Annotated in this window: 18 protein-coding genes; 12 read left to right on the forward strand and 6 right to left on the reverse strand. The window is 68.7% G+C overall.

The features are described from left to right. Positions 1–4 precede the first annotated feature (4 nt). From GA0074694_RS10935 to GA0074694_RS10945, 3 genes are read left to right on the forward strand one after another with little or no spacing between them, the layout of a single operon-like run. A complete protein-coding gene (locus GA0074694_RS10935; RefSeq protein ID WP_091456485.1) occupies positions 5–874 on the forward strand; it encodes a PfkB family carbohydrate kinase in 870 nt (289 codons plus the stop codon). After that, the gene (locus GA0074694_RS10940) at positions 760–2,934 is read left to right on the forward strand and encodes a hydantoinase/oxoprolinase family protein (RefSeq protein ID WP_218105664.1); all 2,175 of its coding nucleotides are present in this window, start codon (positions 760–762) and stop codon (positions 2,932–2,934) included. Before GA0074694_RS10935 ends, GA0074694_RS10940 begins: the two co-directional genes overlap by 115 nt. Then, positions 2,931–4,565, forward strand: coding sequence for a hydantoinase B/oxoprolinase family protein (locus GA0074694_RS10945; RefSeq protein ID WP_091456492.1), 1,635 nt, complete (start codon positions 2,931–2,933; stop codon positions 4,563–4,565). The genes GA0074694_RS10940 and GA0074694_RS10945 overlap by 4 nt, the downstream gene beginning before the upstream one ends. Here the strand turns inward: GA0074694_RS10945 and GA0074694_RS30845 are convergent. Beyond that, a complete protein-coding gene (locus GA0074694_RS30845) occupies positions 4,516–5,838 on the reverse strand; it encodes a LacI family DNA-binding transcriptional regulator (protein WP_176737863.1) in 1,323 nt (440 codons plus the stop codon). The genes GA0074694_RS10945 and GA0074694_RS30845 overlap by 50 nt on opposite strands. A gap of 168 nt (positions 5,839–6,006) precedes the next feature. On the opposite strand from GA0074694_RS30845, the gene GA0074694_RS10960 reads away from it, so the two are divergent. From GA0074694_RS10960 to GA0074694_RS10980, 5 genes are all read left to right on the forward strand, one after another. Then, entirely contained in the window at positions 6,007–7,614 is a 1,608-nt protein-coding gene (locus tag GA0074694_RS10960; RefSeq protein ID WP_176737864.1) for an ABC transporter substrate-binding protein, read from the forward strand. A 41-nt stretch (positions 7,615–7,655) separates the two neighbouring features. Beyond that, entirely contained in the window at positions 7,656–8,612 is a 957-nt protein-coding gene (locus GA0074694_RS10965) for an ABC transporter permease (protein ID WP_091456504.1), read from the forward strand. A gap of 71 nt (positions 8,613–8,683) precedes the next feature. Further along, positions 8,684–9,532, forward strand: coding sequence for an ABC transporter permease (locus GA0074694_RS10970; RefSeq protein WP_176737866.1), 849 nt, complete (start codon positions 8,684–8,686; stop codon positions 9,530–9,532). After that, on the forward strand, positions 9,529–11,226 hold the full coding sequence (locus GA0074694_RS10975) for a dipeptide ABC transporter ATP-binding protein (RefSeq protein WP_091456512.1): 1,698 nt from the start codon (positions 9,529–9,531) through the stop codon (positions 11,224–11,226). The genes GA0074694_RS10970 and GA0074694_RS10975 overlap by 4 nt, the downstream gene beginning before the upstream one ends. A gap of 31 nt (positions 11,227–11,257) precedes the next feature. Further along, on the forward strand, positions 11,258–12,859 hold the full coding sequence (locus GA0074694_RS10980) for a gamma-glutamyltransferase (protein WP_218105665.1): 1,602 nt from the start codon (positions 11,258–11,260) through the stop codon (positions 12,857–12,859). A 46-nt stretch (positions 12,860–12,905) separates the two neighbouring features. Here GA0074694_RS10980 and GA0074694_RS10985 read toward each other — a convergent pair whose 3' ends face one another. Both GA0074694_RS10985 and GA0074694_RS10990 read right to left on the reverse strand, forming a co-directional pair. Then, positions 12,906–13,127: a hypothetical protein gene (locus GA0074694_RS10985; protein WP_245714644.1), complete on the reverse strand. Its 222-nt coding sequence runs from the start codon at positions 13,125–13,127 to the stop codon at positions 12,906–12,908. A 319-nt stretch (positions 13,128–13,446) separates the two neighbouring features. Then, entirely contained in the window at positions 13,447–14,067 is a 621-nt protein-coding gene (locus GA0074694_RS10990; protein WP_091456516.1) for a YdeI/OmpD-associated family protein, read from the reverse strand. Positions 14,068–14,207: 140 nt separating this feature from the next. On the opposite strand from GA0074694_RS10990, the gene GA0074694_RS10995 reads away from it, so the two are divergent. From GA0074694_RS10995 to GA0074694_RS11010, 4 genes are all read left to right on the forward strand, one after another. Beyond that, positions 14,208–14,717: a hypothetical protein gene (locus tag GA0074694_RS10995; RefSeq protein ID WP_091456519.1), complete on the forward strand. Its 510-nt coding sequence runs from the start codon at positions 14,208–14,210 to the stop codon at positions 14,715–14,717. A 230-nt stretch (positions 14,718–14,947) separates the two neighbouring features. Further along, positions 14,948–16,258 carry an ISAs1 family transposase gene (locus tag GA0074694_RS11000; protein ID WP_091450652.1) on the forward strand — a complete coding sequence of 437 codons (1,311 nt, stop codon included), beginning with the start codon at positions 14,948–14,950 and terminating at the stop codon, positions 16,256–16,258. Between the two features lie 80 nt (positions 16,259–16,338). Then, positions 16,339–16,533, forward strand: coding sequence for a hypothetical protein (locus GA0074694_RS11005; protein ID WP_141714054.1), 195 nt, complete (start codon positions 16,339–16,341; stop codon positions 16,531–16,533). Between the two features lie 101 nt (positions 16,534–16,634). Next, on the forward strand, positions 16,635–18,608 hold the full coding sequence (locus GA0074694_RS11010) for an N-acetylmuramoyl-L-alanine amidase (RefSeq protein WP_091456526.1): 1,974 nt from the start codon (positions 16,635–16,637) through the stop codon (positions 18,606–18,608). Positions 18,609–18,770: 162 nt separating this feature from the next. Here GA0074694_RS11010 and GA0074694_RS31560 read toward each other — a convergent pair whose 3' ends face one another. The 3 genes from GA0074694_RS31560 to GA0074694_RS33915 all read right to left on the reverse strand — a co-directional run bounded on the left by GA0074694_RS31560 (position 18,771) and on the right by GA0074694_RS33915 (position 20,692). Beyond that, positions 18,771–18,947, reverse strand: coding sequence for a hypothetical protein (locus GA0074694_RS31560; RefSeq protein ID WP_176737725.1), 177 nt, complete (start codon positions 18,945–18,947; stop codon positions 18,771–18,773). Between the two features lie 448 nt (positions 18,948–19,395). After that, the gene (locus GA0074694_RS11015) at positions 19,396–19,974 is read right to left on the reverse strand and encodes an ATP-dependent Clp protease proteolytic subunit (protein ID WP_091456530.1); all 579 of its coding nucleotides are present in this window, start codon (positions 19,972–19,974) and stop codon (positions 19,396–19,398) included. 157 nt (positions 19,975–20,131) lie between these two features. Continuing rightward, positions 20,132–20,692, reverse strand: a complete 561-nt coding sequence (locus GA0074694_RS33915) for a helix-turn-helix domain-containing protein (RefSeq protein WP_425413590.1) — start codon at positions 20,690–20,692, stop codon at positions 20,132–20,134. Between the last annotated feature and the right edge of the window lie 14 nt (positions 20,693–20,706).

A 20,706-nucleotide genomic window follows, 5' to 3' on the forward strand; every position in this document is an offset into this window, starting at 1 on the left:
TCGGATGAGAGTCCTCGGTGCCGGTGACAACGTCGCCGATCGGTATCTGCATCAGGCAATGCTGTACCCGGGCGGCAACGCGTTGAATGTGGCCGTCTTCGCCGCCCGGCTCGGAGCGCGCACAGGCTATCTGGGCGTCCTCGGCGACGACGCGGCCGGCCGTCACATCCTGCGGGTCCTGCAGGCAGAGCACGTCGACACGTCGCTGACCCGCGTCGTGCACGGTCCCAACGCCACCGCCGACGTCGAGCTGCGCGGCAACGACCGGGTCTTCCTGCGGTCGGATCGTACGACGGCCCTGTTCGAGCTCGACGACGCGCAGCTGGCGGCGATGGCCGACTACGACGTCGTGCATTCCGGGTACGCCGGCTCTCTGCTGCCCCGCGTCCCCGAGATCGCCGAGCGCGCCCGGGTCTCTTTCGACTTCGGCAGCAGGTTCGAACTGGCTGAGGCGGAGCCGTACCTGACGCACCTACACCTCGCGAGCTTCTCGGGCAGCCATCTCGGCGAACCCGAAGCCCGCGCGCTCGTCCGGCGGATCCTCGACGCCGGCGCCGAGTACGCGCTGGTCACCCTCGGCTCGAGGGGTGCGCTGCTCGGCTCGTCGGCGGGCATCCGCTATCAGCAGGCGGACCGGGTCAACGCCCGGGACACCCTCGGCGCCGGCGACGCCTTCATCGCGGGGGTGCTCGTCGGGCTCGGCGCGGGTCGTGACATCCGCTCCACGCTCGTCGCGGCGAGTGCGCAGGCGGCGCAGGTGTGCCAGGTCAACGGCGCATTCGAGCGCGGCATCCCGTTCGACGCGGATGCCGTGCGGGCCGAGCACGCGCCAGACGACAACAGCAAGGACGATCAGAAAGCGGTGAGGGCATGACCTTGCGCATCGGCGTGGACACGGGCGGCACGTTCACGGATGTCTGCGCCTTCGACGAGCAGACGGGGTCCGTGCACGTGCGGAAGGTGTCCAGCACCCCTGACGACCCCGGGCGCGCGATCCTGCAGGGGGTCGTCGAGATCCTCGACCAGATCGGCGGCCGCACGATCGACGAGGTCGGCTATTTCGCGCACGGCACGACTGTCGGGACGAACGCGCTTCTCACCGGCCGAGGCGCGCTGACCGGCCTCATCACCACGCGCGGGTTCCGCGACCTGCTCGAACTCGGGCGCGGCCGCCGCCCCAGCATGTACGACCCGCAGGCCGACAAGCCCACGCCGCAGGTGCCCCGGCACCTGCGCAAGGAGGTCAGCGAACGGGTGCGGCACACCGGTGCCGTGGAGACACCGCTCGACGAGGATGACGTGCGCCGCGCCGTGCGGGAGCTGAAGGAGGAGGGGGTGCAGTCCATCGCCGTCTGCCTCCTCTACAGCTACCTGAACGCCGATCACGAGCAGCGTATCGGCGAGATCATCCGGGAGGAGATGCCGGGCGTCTACGTCTCGCTCTCCAGCGACGTCCTCCCGGAGTTCCGTGAATACGAGCGACTGTCGACGGTCGTGGCGAACTCGTACGTCGGTCCGGTGGTGGCGAACTACCTCGCGCGGCTGCGAGGGGTGCTCGCCGACCGGGGGCTCACCGCCGTGCCGCACGTGACGCAGAGCAACGGCGGAGTGATTCCGTTCTCCACCGCCGAGTCGCTTCCCGTTCGGCTCGTACTCTCCGGTCCCAGCACCGGTGTGGTGGGAGCAGCGCAGATCTGCTCGGCAGCCGGGTTCGACGACATCATCACGTTCGACATGGGCGGAACGTCATCGGACATCTCCCTCGTCCAGAGGGGCAGGCCCAAGGTCACCGCCGGGATGGAACTCGACGGTCGGCCGGTGCGGTCGCCGATGCTCGACATCCACACCGTGGGTGCCGGAGGCGGATCCCTGGCCTGGATCGACAGCGGCGGCCACCTGCGGGTCGGCCCACAGAGCGCCGGAGCCTTCCCCGGGCCCGCCTGCTACGGCAACGGCGACGAAGCCGCGGTCACCGACGCGAACGTCGTGCTGCGGATGCTCAATCCCGAGTATCTGCTCAACGGCCAGATGAAGATCGACCGCGAGGCGTCGATCGCCGCCGTGAAGCGACTGGCGACCCCGCTCGGGCTCAGCGTCGAGGAGACGGCACTCGGCATCCTCCGCGTCGTGACGGCGAACATGGCCCGGGCGATCCGCGTCGTCAGCGTGCAGCGCGGATACGACCCGCGGGAATACGCACTGGTCCCCTTCGGCGGCGCGGGGCCCCTGCATGCGTCGCGTCTGGCGCGTGAACTCGGGATGCGCACGATCGTCGTGCCCGAGGTCCCCGGGGCGCAGTCGGCGCTGGGTCTGCTGATGACGGATGTGAAGACCGACTTCATGCGAACCCAGATCACGTCCGTCGACGCGACGACGCAGGCGGCGCTCGACGAGGTGTTCGACGAGCTCACCGCGCGGGCGGCAGAGTGGTTCGTCGCGGAGGAGGTCGACGAGGCGGGACGCGCGCTGCGCAGCAGTATGGATCTGCGTTACCGCGGGCAGAACTTCGAACTCGCCGTCGACCTGCCCGAAGGGCACCGCTTCGCCGCCGACGGCACCGAAGCGGTCATCGAGCTCTTCCACGAGGCCCACGAGCGTGTCTACGGGTACCGCTCCGAGGACGCCCCGGTCGAGGTCGTCACCTTCCGCCTGGAGGCATCGGGGTCTGCGGCCCACGTCGACGTGCGCCGCGACGACGTCACGGCATCCGATCCGGCGAAGGCGGTGGTCGGAACGCGGAGCACCTGTTTCGATCCCGTCGAGGGCTATGTCGACATCCCCGTCTACGACCGAGTACGCCTCACCCCGGGTGACGTGATCTCCGGCCCCGCGATCGTGGAGCAGATGGACACCACGACCGTGCTGCTTCCGTCCGACGTCTGTCGGGTGGACGCCTACCGCAATCTGATTGTCGAGATCGGAGACCAGGCATGACGGCTGTAGAGCTGGACCCCGTGCTGGTGGAGGTCGTGGGCTCGGCCCTGTCGACCATCGTCGAGGAGATGAGCGAGACGCTGGTGAAGGCGGCGTACTCGCCGAACATCAAGGAGCGCCGCGACTGCACGGCGAGCCTGTTCGATGCCGAGGGTCAGGCCATCGCTCAGGATGAGGGCGGGTCGCCCCTCCACCTGGGCTCGCTGATGGGCATCGTGGCTGCACTGCGCGAGCGGTACGCCTTGGAGCAGATCCGGCCCGGCGACGTGTTCATCGGCAACGACCCCTACACCGGCGGCGGATCCCACCTGCCGGACATCGTGCTGGCCACGCCCATCTTCATCGAGGGTGAGCTGACAGCCTGGGCGGCCACGCTGGCCCACCATGCCGACTTCGGCGATCGCGGACATGCCCACATCTTCCAGGAGGCCATCCGCATCCCGCCCGTTCACCTCGTGCGCGAGGGTGCGCGTCAGGAGGAGCTGCTGCAGCTGATCCTGTTGAACTGCCAGGTCCCGGACGAGCGCATCGCAGACCTGCGCGCGCAGGAGGCAGCGCTGCGGGTGGCGGTGGCACGATACGGCGAGCTGTGCGAACGCCACGGCGCCGACGTCGTACGCGCGATCGGCGCGGAGCTGCTGGACTACACCGAGCGACGTACGCGGGCGGCCATCGCCGAGTTCCCCGACGGGGAGTACCTCTTCGAGGACCGCTTCGACTGCCCGGAGCTGGACGACGAGCTGACCCTCCGGGTGCGCATCGTCGTCCGCGGCGACGAGATGCTCTTCGACTTCGCCGGCAATCCGCCGCAGGTACGCGCCAGCGTGAACGTCGTCTGGACCGGGCTGTATGCGGCGGTGTACTACACGATCAAGACCCTCATCGACCCGGACATCGCCCCGAACGCGGGACTGTACCGGCCAGTGACGATCGAAGCACCGGAAGGCTCGATCATCAACTGTTCGGCGCCCGCGGCGGTCAACGGACGCAGCGAGACCTGCCAGCGCATCGTCGATCTGATCCAGGGGGCGCTCGCGCCCGCCGTTCCCGAGCGCGTCACCGGTGCGTCCAACGGCGCGAACACCGGCGTGCACTTCTCCGGTCACGACCGGGCCCGCGGCCGCGACTTCGTCTACCTCGAGACGATCGGCGGTGGCAGCGGTGCGCGCTACAACAAGGATGGCCTGGACGGTGTGCAGGTGCACATGACGAACACCTCCAATCTGCCCGTGGAGAGCCTGGAGACCGAGTACCCGCTCATGGTCGAGGCCTACGAGTTCATTGAGGACTCGGGTGGTACGGGCGAGTACCGCGGCGGTATGGGCATCCGTCGCCGCATCCGCGTCGAAGCCGAGGACGTGCACTTCTGGCTCGACACCAGCAGGCAGAAGTCGCAGCCGTGGGGAGTGTTCGGCGGTGGCCCCGGTGCATCAGCCCGGTGCCTGCTGAGCGAGGACGCGACGCCGATCGATCACGGTTACACCGTCCTGCAACCGGGGCAGTGGGCCTCGATCGAGACTGCGGGCGCTGGCGGATACGGCGACCCGGCTGCACGGCCGGATGCTGCGATCGAGGCCGACGTCAGAGACGGCCGGATGTCGAAGGAGACGGCGCGGAAACACCGGTCCTGATCGGCTCGCACCTCAAGGTGTGGGACGGGAGGGAGGCGGCGGCGACGGAGCCCCGCACGACCAGCTCGGCCTCGAGCAGCTGCTCGCGCGGTTCCGCCGCCCCACCGCGGATGATGCCGACGAGCGCTGTGGTCGCCGTGGCCCCCAGGCGCTGACGAGGCTGTTCGACGACCGTGACGGCAGGCTGGACCATCGTCGTCCAGTCCTCGTCGTCGAAGCCGATGAACGACAGGTCGTCCGGGATCGAGAAGCCGCAGGCGCGGATGCCGCGGTACGCGCCGGAGCTGAGCACGGCATCGGTGGCATGTAGGGCGGTGGCGCCGGTGTCGCGGTCGAGGAAGGCCTCCACGGCCTGCTGAGCATCGCCGGTCGTGTACCCGGAGCGGATGATGAGCTCGTCGTCGATCTCCAAGCCGGCGCGGTGGAGTGCACGCAGATAGCCGACGAAGCGTTGCGCGGAGGGGCGCAACAGAGACAGGTCGGAACTCTCCGAGGTTCGACTGGTCAGGCTCTCCAGCGTCGAGCGCACCTGAGCCGCCTCGGTGACCAGGGCGATGCGACGGTGGCCGCCCTCGATGAGCGAGCGGATGGCCCGCTCAGTGGCGTCGACGTGATCGAGCGACACCAGTGGCAGATGCTCGAGTCCGGGCATCCGCCTGTCGAGAAGCACGATCGGCATGCCTTCGCGATCGAGGCGGACTATCGCCGCCGGGTTCTCCTGGAACACCGGGGCGATCACGACGCCGTCGACGCGCTGCTCGGCCAGCAGCTCCAGCGAACGCGCCTCGATGTCGGCGTCGTTGTCGGTGTTGCTCACCAGCACCTCGAAGCCGGCCGCCCGCGCTGTGTCCGCCAGGCCGCGCAGCACCGCCGAGAAGAAGGGGAGAGCTACGTCGGGAACGACGATGCCGATCGTGTTGGTCGCGCCCGACTTCATCGCCCGAGCGACGTGGTTCGGCCGGTAGCCCAGTCGTGCCGCGGCCTCGAGGACCTTCATACGGGTCTTGTCGCTGACCGAACCATTCCGCGCCAGCACGCGGGCGGCCGCCGATTTGGACACCCCCGCTGCCTGCGCGACGTCGATGATCGTCACTGCTCCGCGTGCCATGCGTCGCCCCTCTCCATCGACGGCATCGTAGCGGACGCGCTGCCTGCGGCTTCGTGCCATATCACCGTGCGGTAAATCTTCCTCGGCAATCTTGACATCGTTCCCAACATGCGCGAGAGTGTTGGCGACGCCGAGGTGGAACGTTCCCAACCCGGCACTGGACATACAGATTCTTCCCATCCGACGAATACGTCAGTAGGAGGTCCAAGGCAGGACGTGGAACGACACGGCGACGATGCGACCTACGCGCTGTGTCCCTCCCCGTCCCTGCTTTGCAGCATTGTCACTTTCTCTTCTCCGCGCCCTCGGGCCCTAAAGAGACGGACTCTCAATATGATCAATCTCAAGGCTCAAAGCTCGCGTGCGAGCGGTTCCCCACTCCGACGTGGCCCGAGGCTCATCGCACTCGCGGGAGCGGCCACCCTGGCGCTGGCGGTCGGCCTCACCGGCTGCTCCGCAGAAGGCGGGTCGACGGACGGTAGAGGGACCGAGGCCAGCCAGACGCTGAAGATCGGCTTCTCCGCAGAACCGCCTGGGTTCAAGACCGGTGTCGACCAGGGGTCCGCGAACAAGCAGCTGATCACACTCGTTCGCCGCGGACTGCTCTCGTACGGCCCCGACGGCAAAGTGGTACCAGCATTGGCGTCGAAATATGAGGTGTCCGATAACAACCTCACCTACACTTTCACTCTTCGCCCCGATCTGAAGTTCTCCGACGGCGATCCGCTGACCGCCGAAGACGTGAAGAGGACCTTCGAGTACCTCGCGGTTCCCGGTAACGGTGCCGCCGACCAGACCTCGTTCGCGAACATCGCGAGTATCGGCACTCCGGACGAAACGACCGTGGTGCTGACGCTGAAGAAGCCGCAGACCGCCCTGCCTAAGGTGATCGCCAGTCCGCTGTCGGCGATCGTGCCGGAAAATGCCGTCGATGCAAACGGGGCCCCGATCGGGGCGGGGCCGTTCATGGTCTCGGAGTACCGCAAGGGCGTCTCGTACAAGCTCAAGGCCGACCCGAACTACTACGACGCCGGTTCGGTCAAGCTCAAAGAGATCGAGATGACCTTCATGCCGGACGCACAGACGCGAGTGAAGGCGCTCGTGAGCGGCCAGGTTCAGTTCATCGACTACGTCCCGGCGGCGGACTACAAGACTCTCGAGAACGCCAAGGGCGTCAAGCTCGACACCTCCCACGGGCTCTACGGCGCACTCCAGTTCAACCTGACCAAGGGGCCGCTGGCGGTGCCCAAGGTGCGGCAGGCCATTGCCTACGCCCTCGACCTGAAGGCCCAGAACCAGGCCGGAACGCTGGGCTACGGGACGGCGAACGGCGGACTGCCGATCCCCGTGGACAGCGAGTACTACGACGAGAAGCAGGCGAATCACTTCGCGCAGGATGTCGGCAAGGCCAAGAGCCTCCTCGCCGAGGCCGGATATCCGAACGGCGGGTTCAGCCTCAAGCTGCTGACCAACTCGCAGTACTTCGGTTTCACGGAGCGCGCCCAGGTCGTCAAGAGCGACCTCGAGAAGATCGGTATCACCGTCGAACTCGAGACCGGCGACTACGCGAACCAGATCGCCAAGGGCAACAGCGGCTCCTATGACCTGATGATCGGCGGCCCGCCGGCAGCGATCAGCGACCCGTCTGCCCTGACCGGGGCGTTCATCGGGGGACCCACGTTCGTGAGGTCCGCCGGAATCAACCAGGACCTGTACGCCCAGCTCCTCGACAAGGGTGCGCAGACCCCGGACGGGCCGGAGCGCAAGGCGATCTACCAGAAGATCGGTGACATCTATCTCCAGGACGTCCCGTTCGTCACCTTCGGCATGGGAACCGCAGCGTACGCCTACACGGATGCGCTGAAGGGGTTCGAGATGCTCAGCGGTCCGACCGTCTACTCGTCGCTCTACAGCATGGCGACGGTACAGCTCTCGGACTGACCTCCACGGCGGCGCACCCTGACTAGTCGAATGGGTTCACAATGATTCGATACATCCTTGTTCGTCTCGGAATGGGTGTTGTCACCGTCTGGGGTGTGGTGACGGCCGTCTTCCTGGCCCTGCACGCGGTCCCGGGCGGGCCGGCGTCGGTCATCCTCCAGGGCGGTGCCGGTGGCGGGGAAGTCAATCCCGCCGCCGTCGCCGCCCTGGAGAAGGAGCTCGGCCTCGATCGGCCGCTGTTCGTGCAGTACGTGACGTATCTCGGCGACCTGCTCACGGGTGACCTGGGCGACTCGATCAAGTATTCCGCACCGGTGTCCGAGATCATCGCGGCGCCGTTCGGCAATACGGCGATCCTGGTCGTCATCGCGATCGTCATCGGATGCCTGGTCGGCATCTCCTTCGGCGTCCTCTCCGGGAACTGGCCGGGGAGCGTGCTGGACCGGGTGCTGTCCGGGCTGCTCTCCGTAGCCGTCTCGACGCCCGGGTTCGTGATCGCCATCTTTCTCTCGCTGTTCATCGGAATGAGGCTCGGGTGGTTCCCATCGCTGGGATACCAGCCGCCCGAGGACGGGTTCGGGCCCTTCCTCTACCACGCGTTCCTTCCCAGCCTGGCGCTGTCCTTCGGGTTCCTCGCCCTCGTCGGCCGAGTGACGCGGACATCGATCCTGTCGGTGCGGCGCGAGGACTGGGTGCGCACGGCACGGGGCATGGGGCTGTCGCGGAGCAGGGTGTTCCGCCGCCACGTGTTCCGCAATGCGATCAACCCGGTGGTCACCGTCTCAGGACTACAGCTGGGTGGCCTTCTCGGCGCGACCGTCCTCGTGGAGCAGGTGTTCAACTGGCCGGGTGTGGGCAGCACCCTGCTGAACGCGATCAACGGACGTGACTATCCGCTGGTGCAGGGAATCGTCATCGTCTTCGCCGTCGTGTTCATCCTGACGAATCTGCTCGTCGACCTCATGTACCGATTCCTGGACCCCCGGGTGGAGGGTTGATCGCGATGAAAAGCACGGTCCGATCGTTGTGGAGCAGATCGACTCCAGGACTCGCCGTCACCACCTGCGCGATGTTCCTGGTGCTCTGCTTCATCTTCATCTACCCGCTGGTCACGAGCGTCAATCCGCTCACCCAGGACATCGAGAACGCGTTCGCGCCGATCGGAACGCCCGGGCACGTGCTTGGCACCGACAACCTGGGTCGGGACACACTCGCCCGGCTGGTCCTCGGTCTGCGCACCGAGATCCTCGTCTGCGCGGCCGGCACCTTGCTGGCGGCGGTCGTCGGCACCCTCGTGGGCATCCTCGCCGCCTATTTCCGGGGCCTTTCCGATCTCCTGATGATGCGCGCGGTCGACATCGTCCTGGCCTTCCCGAACCTCGTTTTCGCCATGCTCATCGTCGCGCTGTACGGTGCCGGTGATCTGACCGTCGTCGCCGTCTGCGCCATGGCCTTCTTCCCGAACTTCGCCCGGTTGACCTACGGCGAGGTGCTCTCGCTCCGGCGGGCGCTGTACGTGGAGTCGGCGGAGCTGTTCGGCGGAACGCGCTTGCAGGTCATCCGCGGCCCTCTCCTGCGGGGCGTCGGACCGCTGGTGCTGGCGCAGGCGTTCCTGACGCTCGCATTCGCGGTCGGACTCGAATCCGGACTGAGCTTCCTCGGCCTCGGCATCACCCCGCCGTCGCCCTCGCTCGGACTGATGATCGCCACCGGGCAGCAGTACTTCATGCAGAGCCCGTGGCAGCTGCTCATCCCCAGCATCGTGCTCGTGGTGCTGCTGGTCGCGCTCGGATACGTGGCCGACTGGGTGCGGGACCTCCTCGATCCACGCGGCGTCACCCGCGTTCGGCGCGGGGCCCGCACGGGCTTCGCGCAACGCCGCAACGGTATGTCGTTCGGACAGGGGGCCGGCGCATGAACGCACGTGACGACATTCTCCTGACCGTCGAAGACCTCGACATCGAGGTGTCGGGGAAGTCGATCGTCGAAGGGGCATCGTTCTCGGTGGCCAAGGGCGAAGTGGTGGCGATCGTCGGTGAGTCCGGTGCCGGTAAGTCGATGACGGCGATGGCGATCCCGCACCTGTTGCCGCCTGGCGCGACCCGCCGGGGATCCATCCGTTTCGACGGCGACGAGCTTCTCGAGGTGTCGGATGCCGGGATGCGGCGCTACCGCGGGGCGGAGATCGCGTGCGTCTACCAGGAGCCGATGACGGCGCTGAACCCCCTGCACACCGTCGGCGACTTCCTGACGGAGGCGATCCGATCGCATGCGACCGGTGCGCGCGGGGGGCAGCGCCGTCCGCAGGAGCTTCTCGATCTGGTTGGCCTCGGCGGCTACGACGACCTGCTGCGGCGCTATCCGCACCAGCTCTCGGGCGGGCAGCGGCAGCGGATCATGGCGGCAGGGGCGGTCGCGTGGGAGCCCAAGCTTCTGATCGCCGACGAGCCGACGACGGCACTCGACGTGACGACGCAGCGCAACCTGCTCGCGATGTTCCGGGAACTCGTCGAGCGCGAGAAGATGTCGATGATCTTCGTCACCCACGACATGGGCGTGGTGGCGGACATCGCCGATTCCGTGGTCGTCATGCGTAACGGCAAGGTCGTGGAGACCGGGGACGTGTACTCGATCTTCGCTCGGCCCGCGCACGAGTACACGAGGTCTCTGCTCTCGGCTGCCCGGGCGCTGCACACCTCGGAGGCGGATGCCGCTTCTCCGGCTGCTGCGGGGGCTCCCGAGAAGCCCGCCACACCGGCAGGCACCGGTGCCGTGGATCCGCCTGTGCTGGAGGTCCGCGATCTCGTCGTGGAGTACCGACGGACGGGTCTTCGTCGTCGGCGGACGGAGGAGAGTCGCAGAGCCGCTGTTCGTGACGCGAACCTGACCGTGGCCCGCGGCGAGACGCTGGGGATCGTGGGGGAGTCAGGTTCCGGCAAGTCCACGATCGCCCGGTCGATTCTCGGGCTCACCCCGGCGACATCAGGGTCGGTCTCCATCGCCGGAGTCGACATGGTCGGGCTGCGCGGACGTGATCGCCGACGTGCGCTCTCCCGGCTCGGCGTGGTCTTCCAGGACCCGACGTCGTCCCTCGATCCGAGCCTTCCGCTGTGGCGGGTGGTCACCGAGCCGCTCTGGCGCAGCGGGAAGGTACGCGACGCGCGCGAGCTCCGCCGTCGGGCGGAAGAGCTCCTCGTCGACGTGGATCTGGATCCGGCGTGGATCGTTCGGCGAAGGCACGAACTGTCGGGCGGGCAACGGCAGCGGGTGGCGATCGCGCGGGCGATCTCGCACCGGCCCGATGTCCTCATCGCGGACGAGCCGACGTCGGCGCTCGATGTCACCGTCCAGGTCAAGGTTCTGGATCTGCTCGCACGCCTCCAGCGGGAGCACGGCTTCGCCTGCATCTTCATCAGCCACGATCTCTACGTGGTCTCGACCATCTCGGACCGCGTTCTCGTGATGAAGGACGGGCAGGTGGTCGAGACCGGACCCACCGACGAGGTGATCCACAACCCCGAGAACGAGTACACCAGAACGCTGCTCGGTGCCATCCCGGTTCCGGACCCGGTCGTGCAGCGCGGGCGTCGCGAACTCGCTGGGGCGCAGTGAGCGTGCACAGGAAGGGACAGGAGTCTCAATCGTGAAGAGCGAGTACGCGACGCCCGGGCGCTACGGGGTCAAGCAGGTCGCCACCGGAACCCGCGGGATGGTCGTCAGCTCCGAGCCGATCGCGGTCGAGGCGGGGGCGGCGGTGCTGCGCGAGGGCGGAAACGCGCTGGATGCTGCGCTCGCCGTCGCGGCCACACAGCTGGTCACCGAACCGCACATGACCTCCATCACCGGCGGCATCTCGCTGGTGTACCGCGAGGCCGCCACGGGAGAGGCATCCTATCTGTCGGGGAACATCAACGCGCCGTTGGCGGAGCTGGCCGACTTCGTCGGAGCCGATCTCCATCGTGCTCGTGGCGTTCCTGTTCCGGGGTGGTGGCCGGCCTTCCTGGCCGCTCATGAGCGCTTCGGCTCCCTGTCGATCGGCCGCCTCCTGGAGCCCGCGATCGACGTGGCGCGGGAAGGGTTCGCGGTCTCCTCGTACCTGTTCGGGGAGATGTATCACGCGCGGCAGAACCTTGGCCGCAATCCACAGTCCCGGGAGATGTTCTTCCGTGACGGTTCGATCATCGGTCCCGGCCAGCCGTTGGTGCAGGAGCGCGTGGCGCGCACACTCGAACGACTGCGCGACGAGGGGATGAGCTACTACCTCGGGGACTTCGCCCGGGCGTTCTGCGCCGCCAGCGACTCCGACGGCGGGGTCATCACACTGGACGACTTCGAGGCGTATCGCGCCGAATGGGCCGCGCCCGTGCGTGGCAGCTACCGCGGATTCGAGGTCATCGGGTCGGCGCCGCCGGACGACGGCGGACTGCAGTTGGTGGAGGCGTTCAACATCCTGGAGAACCTGGATCTCCCGGCCCTGGGCCCGGCCAGCCAGTCTCCGAAGACCTTGTCCGCGCTCATCGCAGCCCACAACGCGGTGTACTACGCCGCTCCCCGCGAGCGGCGTTTCCGTGACAGCGGGCGCGTGATGGACGTGCTGCTGTCGAAGGAGTACGGGCGTCAGCGCTCCGAACTGCTCGACACGCTCGCGAATCCGGTGGCTGCGGCACCACCCACCCCGGGGACGATCCATCTCTCGGTGGTGGACGCCGATCACAACGTGGCGACCCTGACGCACTCGCACATGGCCTCGCCGTGGGTGAACGGGCTGTACGCCGAGGGGTTCCAGCTCGCGGGCGGTGGTTCGTTCTTCCAGCGGGTGATGCCGCAGCCGGGGGAGCGAGCGACGATCTATCTCGCGCCGAGTATGGTGCTGCGCGACGGCAGGCCCGTGATCGTGTCCGGTTCCCCGTCGGTCTCGCTCGTCGCATGCGTGCTGCAGAATCTCGTAAACCTCATGGACTTCGGGATGACGATCGAGCAGAGTGTCGCCGAGCCGCGGTTCGGTGTCCGTCCGCACGATCCGTCGCGAGGCTGGGTGCCGGGGACGACGATCGAATCGGGCTTCGCCGAGAACGTGCGGCACGAGGTTCGAGGGTGGGCGAGCCGTAATCGTCTGTGGATGCGCGAGATCGGACCGTGGAACTCGATGACCGGCAACTTCGACGGCATCACGATCGATCCCGGATCCGGACTCATGCGCTCCTGTGCCGATCCGCGTCGGATGGGGGCGGCCGTCGCGGCGTGACTGCGGTGATGACCCGCAAACTCCCGCCAAACGACTCGCCCGCGAATCACCCGCCGAGCGCTGGCCGGGGTCCGCACCGTGCCGGCAGGAGGGCGTACAGGTCGGCGAGGAAGTCGTCCAACTCGTCGTCGGACTCGAAGAGATCCGGCCGGGCAAGGTCGTCGACGGAGACGATCGGCCGGACACCCTGCCGCCGGGCCAACTCCTCCGCCGGCACGTGCTCAGCGGTCGGCCACTCGGGCATCTGCTCGGCGTTGCTCGAGGTCACGGCTCACCTCCTCCACCGCACAGCGGCTCCCATTCTCGCACGGACAGGACCGCAAACCTGTCTCCCGGGCACACGGTGAGCCGGCGAAACGGCAAGCCGCCCCCGGCCCGACAGGCCGGGGGCGGTAAGCCGTACGCTGCCGGACAGCCGCGCGCCCACCGCGCCGCCGTGCCAGCCACGTGCCAGTAGCCGGTGTCCCGGACGGTCAGCAGCGGTCATGATCGGGCAGCACGGCCCCACCGCTGACCAGGCGTACCGGACAGATCAGGTCAGACCGCGAGCGGCTCGCGTGTTCTCGGCGGCAGATGAGTGCGGAAAATCATGTGGCTGTCGATGACGGCGAGCTCGGCGGCTTGGCCTTCTGCGGGTGGATCGTCTCGTGACGGGCCAGCATGGCGACGAACTCGCCGATCTTCCGCTCGCGGGTCTGCGCCCGTTTGAGGGCGTTGAGGCGGTGGATGAGCGCGAACCGGTTGGTTTTGGTGAGTACGTCGAACATGGCCTGCGCGGCGGGGTTGGCGGCGATGGCGGCGAGGAGGTCGGCCGGCACCTCGGCTTCGGACGGCGGGGCGTACGCGGCTGCCCACCGTCCGTCCGCCTTGGCGGCTTCTACCGCGGCGCGACCTGCGGGCTGCATTCGCCCCTGGGCTTCCAGCCGGGCCACGTGGGCGACGTTACGTTGTGACCAGGAACTGCGGGGCCTGCGGGGGGTGAACCGGATCCAGGAGGTTTCCTGATCCCGTTTGCGGGCCTGCCCGTCGATCCAGCCGAAGCACAGGGCCTCGTCGACCGCCTGCTGCCAGGTCAGCGTGGTGACGGTGCCGTCCTTCCTGGTCAGGGCGAGCCAGACGCCGGGCGACGTGACGTGGTGGGCCGACAACCACGTGCGCAGCGCGTCGGCGTCCGCGACGATCAATTCGTCAAGTTCGTCACTCGCCATCACGGCAGACTATCGCTGCGCCGTTGCCCGCGGCCGCCTGTGGCCAACCCGACCCGCCGGGCTGCCACCGCACGCCCGCTCCGCGGAAACGCTCCGGACACCGGCCACCGATGATGGCTCGACGGAAGAACGATGATGCGGTGCGTGAGGCACAGGTCGACAATCGGGTCGTGCCGTACGAGATGTCGCGCCTTGTCCTTGAGACCGTCGTTCCCGATCCGACCCGGGGGGCAGCCGTCGAGGTCCGGCCCTGGATCGACGGGCGGGACGTTCTCGCCGAGGCGTTCGCGGCGGGGCCCGGCAGTGATCCGGGGGAGCTGCTGGGGTCGGACGGGTCTCTGCTCGCTGACGTCGAACCGCACGAGGTGCGACTGGCTGCGGCGGAGTGCACCGAAGCATGCTGTGGGGCCCTCTACGTGACCGTACGTCGCGAGGGCGGCCACGTGGTCTGGAGCGGCTGGCGAAATCCCGACGAGCAGGAGGTGGGCCTACCGGAGTTCCGGTTCGACGCCGAGGATTACCGGACGGAGGTGGAGCGCGCGGCCCGGGAGCAGCGCAGGGAACGGCGGGCGCACCCGGTCGCCCGGCTGCTCGAACGGCATCTCGGGTGGCATGTCGACTGGGCTCCGCGCCGTGGGCACGATCGGTAGGCCGACGTCCACACTGGCGGATGTGCCGCCGGGCCCGCCCGTGCCGAGGCGTGGGAAGTGGTGGCGGACGCCGTCCCAGACCCCGGACGGGCCCACGGCCCCGGCGTTGTTCCCAATCGAGCGGTTATGTCCGTGTGGGGAACTGGACACGGGGCGAGTTGCAGGATGAGCGCGGCTCCTGATGATCTTTCGGGTGACTAGCCTCGAAGTTCATCGCTGGAGCCGCGCTCGTGACGTCATCTTCCCTGATCGACCCTGTTGTTGACCACCTCGCCGATCTGGCGTTGTGGGAAGCCGAACTCGCCGCGGTTTCGGCCGATCCGCTGCGGGTGGTGTCCCCGCTGGCGGCACGGCTGGCTCAGGTACCGGATCCGCGACGGCCGCGTGGGTTGCGCCATCCGCTGCTGGTGATCCTGGTCTTGACCGCGTGCGCCACCCTCGTGGTCGGTAACGACGGCCTGACCGCGATCCGGCAGTGGGCGGCCCGGACTCCGCAGGACGTGTTGCACCGCCTCGGCGCCCGCCGTAACCCACTGACCGGCCGCTATCTGGTGCCCAGCGAGCGCACCTTCCGGCGGGTCCTGGCCGCGGTCGACGGCGACGCTCTCGACGCGGCGACCTGCGGCTACACGGCCGACGTGCTGCGTGGCGACGTCCCGGCCCCGCAGATCCCCACCGCCACCGACGAGCCCGCCGAGCGTGAACAGCGCCGCGCCGCGACGCGGGCGGTGACCCACCCCGCACCGGCCGGGCTGCTGCCCGCGGTCGCGATCGACGGGAAACTGCTGCACGGCACCCGCACCGAGACCGGGCAGGTGTTCCTGGTCGCCGCGGTCACGCATGACCGGGCGGTGATCCTGGGCCAGCGCCAGGTCGCCGGCAAGCGCGGCGAGACCACCGTGACCGAAAATCTGCTCGCCCCGTTGGATGTGGCCGGCATGCTGCTCACCCTGGACGCCCTGCACACCACGAAGAAGACCGCCCGGCTGATCACCGGACCGTTGAACGCCCACTATCTGCTGATCTTGAAGGGGAATCAGCCGCTCGCCCTGCAGGCCGCCCAGGCGCTGCTGTCCGGCACCGACACAGTCTTCACCGGCAGCATGAACATCGACTCCGATCGCGGGCACGGACGCACCGAACGCCGCACGATCCGCGTCGCACCATGTGACGGCCGGCTGTTCCCCGGCGCCCGGCAAGTGTTCCGGCTCCGCCGTGACACCGGCGGACTCGACGGCGTGCGCACCAGCAAACAGATCATCTACGGCATCGTCAGCCTCGATGCCGAACAGGCCAGCCCGCAGCACCTCAACGCCTATGCGAGAGGACACTGGTCTGTTGAAAATCGTCTGCATTGGATCCGAGACGTCACCTTCAGCGAGGACGATTCCCAACTCAGGACGAGTGCGGCGCCCCGCAACCTGGCCGCCATGCGCAACCTGGCCATGAACACCTTCCGCCTCGCCGGGCGCGTCAACATCGCCCACGCCCGCCGCGACCTCCACGACCGCGCCGACGCCTTCGCCGCCTACGGCATCTAGCAAACCACGATGAAAGCGGGCATAGAAGAACAACGCCGGGGCCGTGCGGACGGGCCGGCCCGGGTCCGGTGACCGACGTCATGCGTACCGTCATGGATCACCTCTTTCTCGGCCTGGTGCTGCTGATGCTGGCCTGGCCGGTGTTCGCTCTGGCTGCCGTGATCCTGGCGGTGCGGGTGGCGTTCGCCCTCCACCACGGCCGGGGCGCACGATCGAGGGCGGGGTGGCTGTCGATCGGCGCGGCGGCGTCGACGGCCGTCAGGGCACACCCCTGAAGATTTTTTTCGTCGCAAGGTGATACATCGAAGGGTATTGACCCGAACTGGTTGCCAGGTAAGGGTGAGCCTCGGAGTCATCAATTTGACCTGGAGGCTCGATGCCCAGCGTGACGTCCCCGACGAGCAGACGCGTTCTGCTCGCGGCCGCCGTGGCCGCTGCCACGGCGATCGTTCCCCCCACCACCACCCCTGCGGCGGCCGATGCGTCCGTCACCCGGCAGCAGCAGTACGCGGCCGCGGCCGCGGAGTACGGAGTGCCGGAGAGCGTGCTGCTCGGCGTCTCCTACCTGCAGTCCCGGTGGGACACCAACGCCGGCACGCCCAGCACCAGCGGCGGCTACGGCCCCATGCACCTGACCGACGCCGAGTACGTGATGTCCCTGCCCGGGGGACACCACCACGACGAGGACGAGGACCCGCGCGGCGACGACTCGCGGCCGGCGCACCCGGTCGACTCGACCGAGAAGGCGCCGCCGGCCGAGTCTCTCCAGACCCTCGACGCCGCCGCGACGCTCACCGGCACCAGCGAGGAGACGCTGCGCGGCGAGCCGGCGGCCAACATCCGGGGCGGTGCGGCCCTGCTCGCGTCGTACCAGCGGGAACTGGCTGGACCGACCGGGAGCACGAGCGACCCGGCTGCCTGGTACGGCGCGGTGGCCCGCTACTCCGGCGCGGACAGCGCGGACGCCGCGGCCGCCTTCGCCAACGAGGTGTACGGCACGATCCGCGAGGGCGCGAGCCGGACCACCGACGACGGCCAGCGGATCACCCTCACCCCGCACGCCGACCTGGTCCCGGTGACGTCCTGGCTGGACAAACTCGGCCTGCGCGAGCTGGCGCGCCCGGACGGCCTGGAGTGCCCGAACGACATCTCCTGCGAGTGGATCCCGGCCCCCTACCAGGATCTCGGTAACGGGGACTACGGCAACCACGATCTCTCCGACCGGCCCAACCGGCAGAAGATCGAGTACATCGTCATCCACGACACCGAGGCGACCTGGGCGACCACGCTCAAGCTGGTCCAGGACCCGACGTACGTGAGCTGGCACTACTCGCTGCGATCGGTCGACGGGCACATCGCCCAGCACGTGAAGACCAAGGACGTCGGCTGGCACGCCGGCAACTGGTACGTCAACGCCAAGTCCGTCGGTCTGGAGCACGAGGGCTTCGCCGCCCAGGGCACCTGGTACACCGAGGCGATGTACCGGACCTCGGCGAAGCTGGTGCGGCACCTCGCGACGCGGCTCGGCATCCCGATGGACCGGCACCACATCATCGGCCACGACAACATCCCGGGCACCGTCGCGGCGAACGTGCGCGGCATGCACTGGGACCCGGGACCGTACTGGGACTGGGACCACTACTTCGAGCTGATGAAGGCGCCGGAGATCAACACCGGTACCCCGCTGACCGGGCTGGTCCGCATCGAGCCGGACTTCGCCACCAACCGGCCGGCCTTCACCGGCTGCGTCACCGCCGGGGTGCCGTGCCCCTCGCGCGGTTCGTCGTCGGTGATCCTGCGCAGCGCGCCCAGCCCGGACGCGCCGCTGGTCAACGACATCGCCCTGCGCCCGGACGGTACGCCGAACACCACGCACATCTCCGACCACGGCGCGCGGGCGTCGACCGGTCAGACGTACGCGATCGCGGACCGGCAGGGTGACTGGACGGCGATCTGGTACCTCGGGCAGAAGGCGTGGTTCCACAACCCGGCCGACGCGCCGACCGCGCAGTGGACCGTCGGCCTGGTCGCCACCCCGAAGCCGGGAAAGACGACGATCCCGGTCTACGGGCGGGCGTACCCGGAGGAGGCGGCGTACCCGGCGGGCGTGCCGTACCAGACGATCTCGCCCCTGCAGTACACGCTCTCGGCCGGTCAGCGGTACGCCGTCGGCAACGTGCTGCCCGGGGAGTACTACCGGGCGACCACGTTCGACGGTTCGGCACCGGGCGACTGGACGGTGATCCGGGGCGAGAACCAGTACGTGCAGATCCAGTTCGGTCACCGGGTGATGTTCGTCAACCGGGACGACGTGCAGATCCTGCCTTCGGCTCTGGGCGCGCCCCGGTAGTTGCGGGGCTCGGAGGGTTCCCGGCCGTCCGGCCGGGAACCCTCCGCCGCGCGGGCGCGCCCCGTGGTCGGGTCGGGGGCGCTGCCGGGCCGGTGAACGGCCGCGCGGGAAAGGGGAGGGATGCCTCGCACCCGTCCGGGCACGGGACGCGGGGCCTGCCGGTCAGCGGGCCAGAACGGTCACCAACGTTCCGATGCTGGCGACCATCGCGGCGATGATGGGGCTGAGCGCCTTGATGTACGCCAGGATGAGCCGGTGCCGCCCTTCCGGTTCGGCAGCGGGCTCCTCGTCGGGATCCGTCGTCTCGAAGTCCGGCCCAGGAGGGGCTACAGTCAACATGACTCCTTCCGTCGCGAGCGGTCGAGTCGAATGCGGCGTCCGGTGCCAGCCGGGCGCCGCCTTTTTGGGCGACGCTGTGCCGTTCGACCGTTCGAGCATCCTCCTGCTGGGCGGCTATCACAAGGGTCGAGTTTTCACTGTCGGGTAGCTGACAGTCCGATGTAATACACTGAGAAAATATCGGCGTAAGTCCTTGCATCGCGCCGAATCCTCGTGCAGTCGTACAGCGGAACGTGACCGCTACCTAGCGGATGCGTGAGTGCCGTCGCGGCGGGCGATCGGGCCCGGGTGTGACCGGACATCCCACGGCGACGTGCGGCGAAGACTCCTGGAAAACCGCGAGCCTGCACCCGCCTCTGCCGGGTACAGGCTCCGCCCCCTGGCGGGGCTGGATGAGTCGAGGGACCTGTTCCCGCCCGGCCGCCCCGTGCCGGCCGGGCGGGAACGGTCAGTTCGTGGGGAGCTGCGCGGCGTGCTCCAGCACCCGGTCGATCAGCCCGTACTCCCGGGCCTGCTCGGCGGTGAACCAGCGGTCCCGGTCCGAGTCGCGCTCGATGTCGGCCAGGGAGCGGCCGCTGTGCTGGGCGATCAGCTCCTGCATGGTGCGTTTGACGAACAGCATGTTCTCGGCCTGGATGGTGATGTCGGCGGCCGTGCCACCGAACCCGCCGGAGGGCTGGTGCATCATGATCCGCGAGTGGGGCAGGGCGTACCGCTTCCCGGGCGTCCCGGTGCAGAGCAGGAACTGCCCCATCGAGCCGGCGAAGCCGAGCGCCAGGGTGGCCACGTCGTTCTTGACGTAGCGCATGGTGTCGTAGATGGCCAGCCCGGCACTGACCGAGCCGCCCGGTGAGTTGATGTAGAGGAAGATGTCCTGCTCGGCGTCCTCGGCGGCGAGCAGCAGGATCTGCGCGCAGACCTGGTTGGCCGACGCCTCGGTCACCTCGGTGCCGAGGAAGACGATCCGCTCCCGCAGCAGCCGCTCGAACACCTGGTCACCGAAGGACGGCTGGTTGACCTCCAACATGCGCACCGTGTAACCGACAGTCACCGTGGACCTCCCCGCGAACCTGCCGGCGGGCGACGTTCACCGCCCGGTGGACCGGCCCGTCAAGCGTGCGGTCCACGCGGCCCGACGACCGAGGGTTTCTGCCGCCGGCATATCTGCCGAGAGCAGAAGCCGGTCAGCAGCGGGGTGAGCGACCGACGACGAGCAGGACGCGGTGCTGCCCGACGCCGCTCCGGACGGGCCGGCGGGACCGCCCGAAGGAGCCCGTGCCGGTGGTCACGGCGGGACGACCGCCGACCGCCGCCCGGGCGTTCGGGACCCGGTTCGACGGACAGGTGGATCCGCCGGCGGCTGGACGGGTGACCGGGGTGGGCCGGGACGCGGCCGGTGCGGGACGGGGACCGGTCGGCAGGACCCGTCGACCCGTCGGAACCCGGGGCGGCGTGACCGGGGTGCGGGGCTCCACGCGGCGCAGGTCGTCGCGGGCCTCCTCGAGCAGGTCGGAGAGGCGGATGCCGAGGGCCAGGCAGATCGCCGCGAGCACCTCCGACGAGGCCTCCTTGCGCCCCCGTTCGACCTCGGAGAGGTAGGGCACCGAGACCCCGGCCACCTCGGCGACCTCGCGCAGGGTGCGGCCCTGCCGGACGCGAAGCCGGCGCAGGACCCCGCCGATCACTCGCCGTAGCAACGACATCCGGGCCTCCTCGTCGGTGGTGCGGCTTCCGACCCTGCTCATTGTGCCGGTTTCCG

The organism is Micromonospora inyonensis, from assembly GCF_900091415.1.
Taxonomy (GTDB): Bacteria; Actinomycetota; Actinomycetes; order Mycobacteriales; family Micromonosporaceae; genus Micromonospora; species Micromonospora inyonensis.

What these genes read in the sequence shown, in the direction of transcription:
- GA0074694_RS10935 (WP_091456485.1), top strand. Translation starts at nt 5, where the DNA reads ATGAGAGTCCTCGGTGCCGGTGACAACGTCGCCGATCGGTATCTGCAT.
- GA0074694_RS10945 (WP_091456492.1), top strand. Translation starts at nt 2,931, where the DNA reads ATGACGGCTGTAGAGCTGGACCCCGTGCTGGTGGAGGTCGTGGGCTCG.
- GA0074694_RS30845 (WP_176737863.1), bottom strand. Translation starts at nt 5,838, where the DNA reads ATGTCCAGTGCCGGGTTGGGAACGTTCCACCTCGGCGTCGCCAACACT.
- GA0074694_RS10960 (WP_176737864.1), top strand. Translation starts at nt 6,007, where the DNA reads ATGATCAATCTCAAGGCTCAAAGCTCGCGTGCGAGCGGTTCCCCACTC.
- GA0074694_RS10965 (WP_091456504.1), top strand. Translation starts at nt 7,656, where the DNA reads ATGATTCGATACATCCTTGTTCGTCTCGGAATGGGTGTTGTCACCGTC.
- GA0074694_RS10970 (WP_176737866.1), top strand. Translation starts at nt 8,684, where the DNA reads ATGTTCCTGGTGCTCTGCTTCATCTTCATCTACCCGCTGGTCACGAGC.
- GA0074694_RS10975 (WP_091456512.1), top strand. Translation starts at nt 9,529, where the DNA reads ATGAACGCACGTGACGACATTCTCCTGACCGTCGAAGACCTCGACATC.
- GA0074694_RS10990 (WP_091456516.1), bottom strand. Translation starts at nt 14,067, where the DNA reads ATGGCGAGTGACGAACTTGACGAATTGATCGTCGCGGACGCCGACGCG.
- GA0074694_RS11005 (WP_141714054.1), top strand. Translation starts at nt 16,339, where the DNA reads ATGCGTACCGTCATGGATCACCTCTTTCTCGGCCTGGTGCTGCTGATG.
- GA0074694_RS11010 (WP_091456526.1), top strand. Translation starts at nt 16,635, where the DNA reads ATGCCCAGCGTGACGTCCCCGACGAGCAGACGCGTTCTGCTCGCGGCC.
- GA0074694_RS31560 (WP_176737725.1), bottom strand. Translation starts at nt 18,947, where the DNA reads ATGTTGACTGTAGCCCCTCCTGGGCCGGACTTCGAGACGACGGATCCC.
- GA0074694_RS11015 (WP_091456530.1), bottom strand. Translation starts at nt 19,974, where the DNA reads ATGTTGGAGGTCAACCAGCCGTCCTTCGGTGACCAGGTGTTCGAGCGG.
- GA0074694_RS33915 (WP_425413590.1), bottom strand. Translation starts at nt 20,692, where the DNA reads ATGAGCAGGGTCGGAAGCCGCACCACCGACGAGGAGGCCCGGATGTCG.